The organism is Syntrophorhabdaceae bacterium (assembly GCA_028698615.1).
GTDB lineage: Bacteria > Desulfobacterota > Syntrophorhabdia > Syntrophorhabdales > Syntrophorhabdaceae > Delta-02.
The window spans coordinates 1-5,113 of the sequence record JAQVWF010000088.1 but is presented as its reverse complement, the minus strand read 5'-3'; the positions used below and the strand labels follow the sequence as shown (position 1 = coordinate 5,113).

The 5,113-nt window shown below is 53.4% G+C and carries 9 protein-coding genes; 7 read left to right on the top strand and 2 right to left on the bottom strand.

Features of this window, described 5'->3' with window-relative positions; all coding sequences use genetic code 11:
• Window positions 1-243: 243 nt before the first annotated feature.
• The 7 genes from PHC90_14355 (at window position 244) to PHC90_14325 (ending at window position 3,973) form a co-directional block, all read left to right on the top strand.
• Window positions 244-990: a class I SAM-dependent methyltransferase gene (locus PHC90_14355; protein MDD3847526.1), complete on the top strand. Its 747-nt coding sequence runs from the start codon at window positions 244-246 to the stop codon at window positions 988-990.
• 398 nt (window positions 991-1,388) lie between these two features.
• Complete coding sequence (locus PHC90_14350) at window positions 1,389-1,607, top strand: ribbon-helix-helix protein, CopG family (GenBank protein ID MDD3847525.1); 219 nt, start codon at window positions 1,389-1,391, stop codon at window positions 1,605-1,607.
• A complete protein-coding gene (locus PHC90_14345) occupies window positions 1,604-2,008 on the top strand; it encodes a putative toxin-antitoxin system toxin component, PIN family (GenBank protein ID MDD3847524.1) in 405 nt (134 codons plus the stop codon). Before PHC90_14350 ends, PHC90_14345 begins: the two co-directional genes overlap by 4 nt.
• 328 nt (window positions 2,009-2,336) lie before the next feature.
• Entirely contained in the window at window positions 2,337-2,840 is a 504-nt protein-coding gene (locus PHC90_14340) for a universal stress protein (GenBank protein ID MDD3847523.1), read from the top strand.
• A 258-nt stretch (window positions 2,841-3,098) separates the two neighbouring features.
• Window positions 3,099-3,362: an AbrB/MazE/SpoVT family DNA-binding domain-containing protein gene (locus PHC90_14335; GenBank protein MDD3847522.1), complete on the top strand. Its 264-nt coding sequence runs from the start codon at window positions 3,099-3,101 to the stop codon at window positions 3,360-3,362.
• A complete protein-coding gene (locus tag PHC90_14330; protein MDD3847521.1) occupies window positions 3,359-3,763 on the top strand; it encodes a putative toxin-antitoxin system toxin component, PIN family in 405 nt (134 codons plus the stop codon). The genes PHC90_14335 and PHC90_14330 overlap by 4 nt, the downstream gene beginning before the upstream one ends.
• A gap of 27 nt (window positions 3,764-3,790) precedes the next feature.
• On the top strand, window positions 3,791-3,973 hold the full coding sequence (locus PHC90_14325; GenBank protein MDD3847520.1) for a hypothetical protein: 183 nt from the start codon (window positions 3,791-3,793) through the stop codon (window positions 3,971-3,973).
• Window positions 3,974-4,029: 56 nt separating this feature from the next.
• On the opposite strand, the gene PHC90_14320 is transcribed toward PHC90_14325, so the two are convergent.
• Window positions 4,030-4,680: a TetR/AcrR family transcriptional regulator gene (locus PHC90_14320; GenBank protein ID MDD3847519.1), complete on the bottom strand. Its 651-nt coding sequence runs from the start codon at window positions 4,678-4,680 to the stop codon at window positions 4,030-4,032.
• A 232-nt stretch (window positions 4,681-4,912) separates the two neighbouring features.
• On the bottom strand, window positions 4,913-5,113 hold a 201-nt coding region (locus PHC90_14315; GenBank protein MDD3847518.1), incomplete at its 5' end, for a hypothetical protein.

Genomic DNA, 5,113 nt, shown 5'->3' with positions numbered 1-5,113 from the left:
CCTGGCGGTAAACCGCCGGCTTTACCGAGAAACTTACAAAATTTGATTGCGTATTACTACCGAATTTGGCCGCTGGAGTGCGCATTGTCAATACATTACTATTGGGGGGGGTCGTAGGTGACCCCAATTCCCCTTTGACATATCAATACGAGGAATACTAATATCTAACATATTATTGCTTGCAGCAGATTAATTGTCAGGCCGTGACCGAATCTATTCACACTCATAAGGAGATTTCCCGAAATGGATATTCCACGGATCTTCAACATCACCGAAAGTGCTCACCGCATCCATAACCCGATCACACCCGAAAAGCTCGCCACTCTCGGCGCGGCGCTGCGTCTGGAAACGGGGACCCGAGTGCTCGACCTCGGCAGCGGTTCGGGGGAGATGCTGTGCACCTGGGCACGCGATTACGGAGTCGTCGGCACCGGCATCGACATGAGCCAGTTGTTCACCGAGCAAGCGAAACTCCGCGCTGAAGAACTCGGCGTGGCCGATCAAGTCAAGTTCATCCATGGCGATGCTGCGGGCTACGTCTCTGACGAGAAGGTCGGAGTGGCAGCCTGTGTCGGCGCCACGTGGATCGCCGGGGGTGTCGCCGGCACTATCGAGCTTCTGGCGAAGAGCCTCTGCCCCGGAGGGATCATCCTCATCGGCGAGCCCTACTGGCGGCAGTTACCGCCGACGGAAGATGTTGCCAGGGGGTGCCTTGCCGGCTCAATCTCCGACTTTCTCATGCTTCCAGAGCTTCTCGCGTCTTTCGGCCACCTCGGCTTCGACGTCGTTGAGATGGTTCTGGCAGACCAGGACGGCTGGGATAGATACGAGGCGGCCAAATGGCTCACCATGCGCCGATGGCTTGAAGCTAATCCCGACGACGAGTTCGCGAAGGATGTTCGAGCCGAACTGACCTCGGAACCCGAGCGCTACGCCGCTTACACACGCGAATATCTGGGCTCGGGTGTGTTCGCGCTGATGAGGCGGTGATGGGTTGGGGCATCCGGCGGATTGTCCCCCGTCCCCATCCATCCCCGTGATCTCCGGTCCGGCACACAGCAGGGATTGTTTCGAGCAGGCCCGAAGACCGTCTCTCCTTTGAGCATCAAACGCATTCCGGCTTTACGCAGGTGTCTTCACTCGCGCAAGCGACATACAGGAAACACAAGACACTGGACCAGATGAGGGACTTCGTTTAGTAGTAAATAACTCTATCAGGCAAGCTTCAATCCCTTCCTCCCTTTGGTGTCCCTGCCCTGCGCGAGACACTAAAGTATAACGCGAAAGGTGTGTGAGGGAATGAGTTATTTACTTTTCAACGAATGTCCCCCTCCTCCCTCTTGACAGGGGCAACTCTGTAGTGTATTGTAGTGTAAGAGGTGAGCTTGATGAGAACGGTATTATCCGTAAGCCTGTCTGACAAGATGGCTGCGGAGCTTGATCACCTGGCAAAGGTCACGGGGCGGAACAAGAGTGACATCGTGAAAGAGTCACTGAGCATTTTCCTTTGGGAGACCAAATTCAAACAGGTAAAACGCCGGCTCGCTAAAAAGGCCAAGGCCGCCGGGGTCGTTACCGAGGAAGATGTGTTCAAAGTGGTGTCGTGAAAGTCGTTTTCGACACCAACGTACTTGTGGCCGCGTTCCTTTCCGAGGGTGTCTGTTATAAGCTGCTGCTCCGGGCCCGAAAGAGGGAATGCAAGCTTGTCCTCAGCCCCGACATCATCGCTGAATTCGAAGGCGTCCTTCTCCGCAAGTTCTCCCTCTCGCAGTCGGAATTAACCGACGTCCGCACCCTTCTCGCAGAGGCCACACATGAAACATGCCGGCAAGTCGAGCCGATCGATCCGGTAAGCAGGGACCCGGACGACGACAAGATCCTTGCATGCGCCTCGGTAAGCCAGGCCGACTATCTCGTGACCGGCGACGAGGACCTCCTCGTGATCAGGCAATATGGCGCCACCAAGATCCTTTCCCCAAGGGACTTCGAGGGTCTTTTTGGGGATTAGAGAAAAGAACACCAGACCGTAGGGGCTTGGCCCATCGTCCCGGTTTTGATCCGCAAGATCTACCTGTTAACAGGTGACCCCACATCCCTTATCCCCCTTCATTGCCTCTTTAGAGTGGTCCGTACTGATTACCGTATTTGCGGTTCCACCTTCGATTGCATTCGCATGCCCTGTGAATGGCCACAAATCAATGTCCGGGACGGGAATCGAATTCGTGCGTCCATAAGTAACCGGGCCGGTTTGTCGGGTACAGGTCGGGTAATCCGCGACCTTTGGCCCTAGGCACCCGGGTCAGACGCGGCCGTCGAATGTCCTGTCAACTTCATCGATGACTGCTATAATTGGAGTAGACAGGGAGTATATGGAAAGGAGGGGAGAGACAATGCTCAAGCCAACCAGGATTTTGGTACCAACTGATTTTTCGGAATATTCGGACAGGGCATTGGCGCAGGGATTAGATATAGCGCAACAGTATGAGGCAAAGCTTTTTCTTCTCCATGTTGTCCAGGGGGACGTTTACCGCGACATTCTGGAATTCACTTTCCTCGAAGAGGCAGTGCGGCACTCAATCAGGAATGGTGCGGAGGTCTGGGCTCAAGAGAGCTTGCAGAAGCAGCTCGGCCACTTTCCGCAGGCTAAGGACACAGAGGTGGTCACGAACGTCCGCTGGGGAGTTCCCTACGATGAGATCCTGAAGGAGGGAAAGGAACAAGGGATCGACCTGATAATAATCGCATCTCTCGGCAAAACCGGCGTTGCAAAATACCTTATCGGCAGCGTGGCCCGTAATGTCCTCAGGGGTTCCAAATGTCCTGTACTGCTGACAAAATGAGGGAGGCCTGTGAGACGCTGTCGACGACTACCTGGATACTTGCAAGGATGCAGGCCGGGAACCGGAGCGGCCAGGTAAGGCTCACGGCGGGACGTGACATGGCCAGTCCCCCTCGCACCTCCTGAAAAACGCCATCAGAGGGGAGGAGGGACATCCCTATGGTCCCCCTACCATTACTTCTCCCTCTGTATTTCTCTTGCCCGTCCTCTTTTTCTGGGATATAATCTTACCAGTAAGATATCGCGGAGAGGAGGCGGTATGGCGGAAGTGGCAACAACAAAGATGTCGTCCAAGGGACAGGTGGTCATTCCGGAGAGTATACGGAAACAGCTCAACCTCAAGGCGGGATCGCAATTCGTAGTCATCGGCAAGGACGATGTGCTCATACTCAAGACAATAACCGAACCCGACCTCGACACCTTCGAGACATTGATAACGCAGGCCCGGAGGGAGGCAGAGGAGTCCGGTTTGCGTCCCTCTGACATCAAAAAGACCATTCTCACGGCACGCAAACGGTCTTGAAGGTCATCCTCGACACGAACGTCTTCATCTCCGAAGTCTACTTCGGCGGCCATCCGTACAGGATCCTTCAAGCATGGAACAACGGCAGGCTCGTTCTGACCGTTTCGAAGGAGATACTTGACGAATACGGGAGGATCGGCAGGATGCTGGGGGAACAATTTCCTCTCATCAGGTTCGAACCCATTCTGGAATTCGTCACGGCAAAGGCTGTGATCGTCAAAGCCGGAAAACTCCACCAACCCCTTTGCGATGATCCCGATGATGACAAGTTCTTCGCCTGCGCACTGACTGCAAGATGCAAGACGATCATAAGCGGGGACAAACACCTGTTAAAGGTGTCCGGTTTTCGCGGGATCGAGGTGCTCAAACCACGGGAATTTGTCGACCGGTACCTGCAATAAGTCATGGAAGGATGCCGAAAAGACGCCTTGAACAGTTTGGGCACCAGAGACAAGAGAATAACGGCCGGGTCATGGAGCTGTCCCGGGATCTGGCCGCCCTCGCATCCCCTCGTCGACGCGAGGGAAGAGATAATCATCCACGAAGATATTCTGTCTGTCATTCCTCCGGCAGGTGACATGATAGACGGTGTTCTTGTGCTGAATCCTTAAAGGGGCGAGCCATGGGGGGAAGGTATCAGGGGGGAGAATTGTCACGAATAGAGATTTCACCCCGAGGACACCTCCTTCGCGACGGCCATCGTTTCGGCTTCGTCGATCTTTGCCGGTTTGATCCCGTTCATGACAAGCTCGATCGTCTGCTCGCGGAACTCCAGAAGGTCCCAGCTCTCGTCCTTGAGAAGCCAGCGCGTCACGTAATGCTCAAGGGTACCGAGGAGCAGTTCCTGAATGATGACCGGATCCATGTCATTCCTCACGGACCCTTCCCGCTGCCCCTGCTCGATAATGTCGCGAAGTGTCTTCAGCCACCCTCTGAAGAGGCGGTACCCGTTCGTTTTCTGGAAATTCTTGTTAACCCTCAATTCAAGCATTGCTATACGCGCGTAGTCGGGGTTTGTCTTAAAGAAATAGAGGTAGTACCACGCAAACTTTGCCAGCTTGTTGCGGGCGTCCTGGATCCCCTGCAGGTGGAGCTCCAGACCCTCGCAGAAGGCGTTTGTTCTCTCCATGGGTACGAAGAACAGAAGGTCTTCCTTGTTCTTGAAATGTTGATAGATGGTCCCTTCCGCCACTTCGGCTCTCTGGGCGATTTCCGAAATGCTGGCCTGGAGGTAGCTCTTCCTTCCGAACACTCGGATGGCAGCTTTGACTATCTGCTCCCTGGTCGCGTCTTTTTTTCTATAATGAGTTGTGCTCATAAATTAGATGAATATTGTTTATTTCATTCTGTGACTTTTCAGGTTAATTCACCCACCCCCTCTTCATGTTAGTTCACCCGGGGGCGGCGCAATATGCTCAGTTTTTTACCATGACCGTTTCCTCATGTTCAATTCTTTTCGGTTATTTTTCTTGTTTCGCCTCTTTTCTTCCTGTAGCTCTTTCCTTCGATGAAGATCTGGTGGGCATTGCGGGCCAGCCTGTCACCAAACTTTACCCAGAGAAAATGAATGCTAAGACAAAGCCTATCGCCTTGATGCAGGCATAAATCCACCCAACCGTTACACCTAAGGCGATAGCTATGTAGATTGACCCCGTTGATTTCCAGATAATATAACCGCCGAAAACGTTTCCCACCGCCATGAAAAAGAGTATTAAATAAGCAATCTGCTTGTTCATATTATTCGTATAACA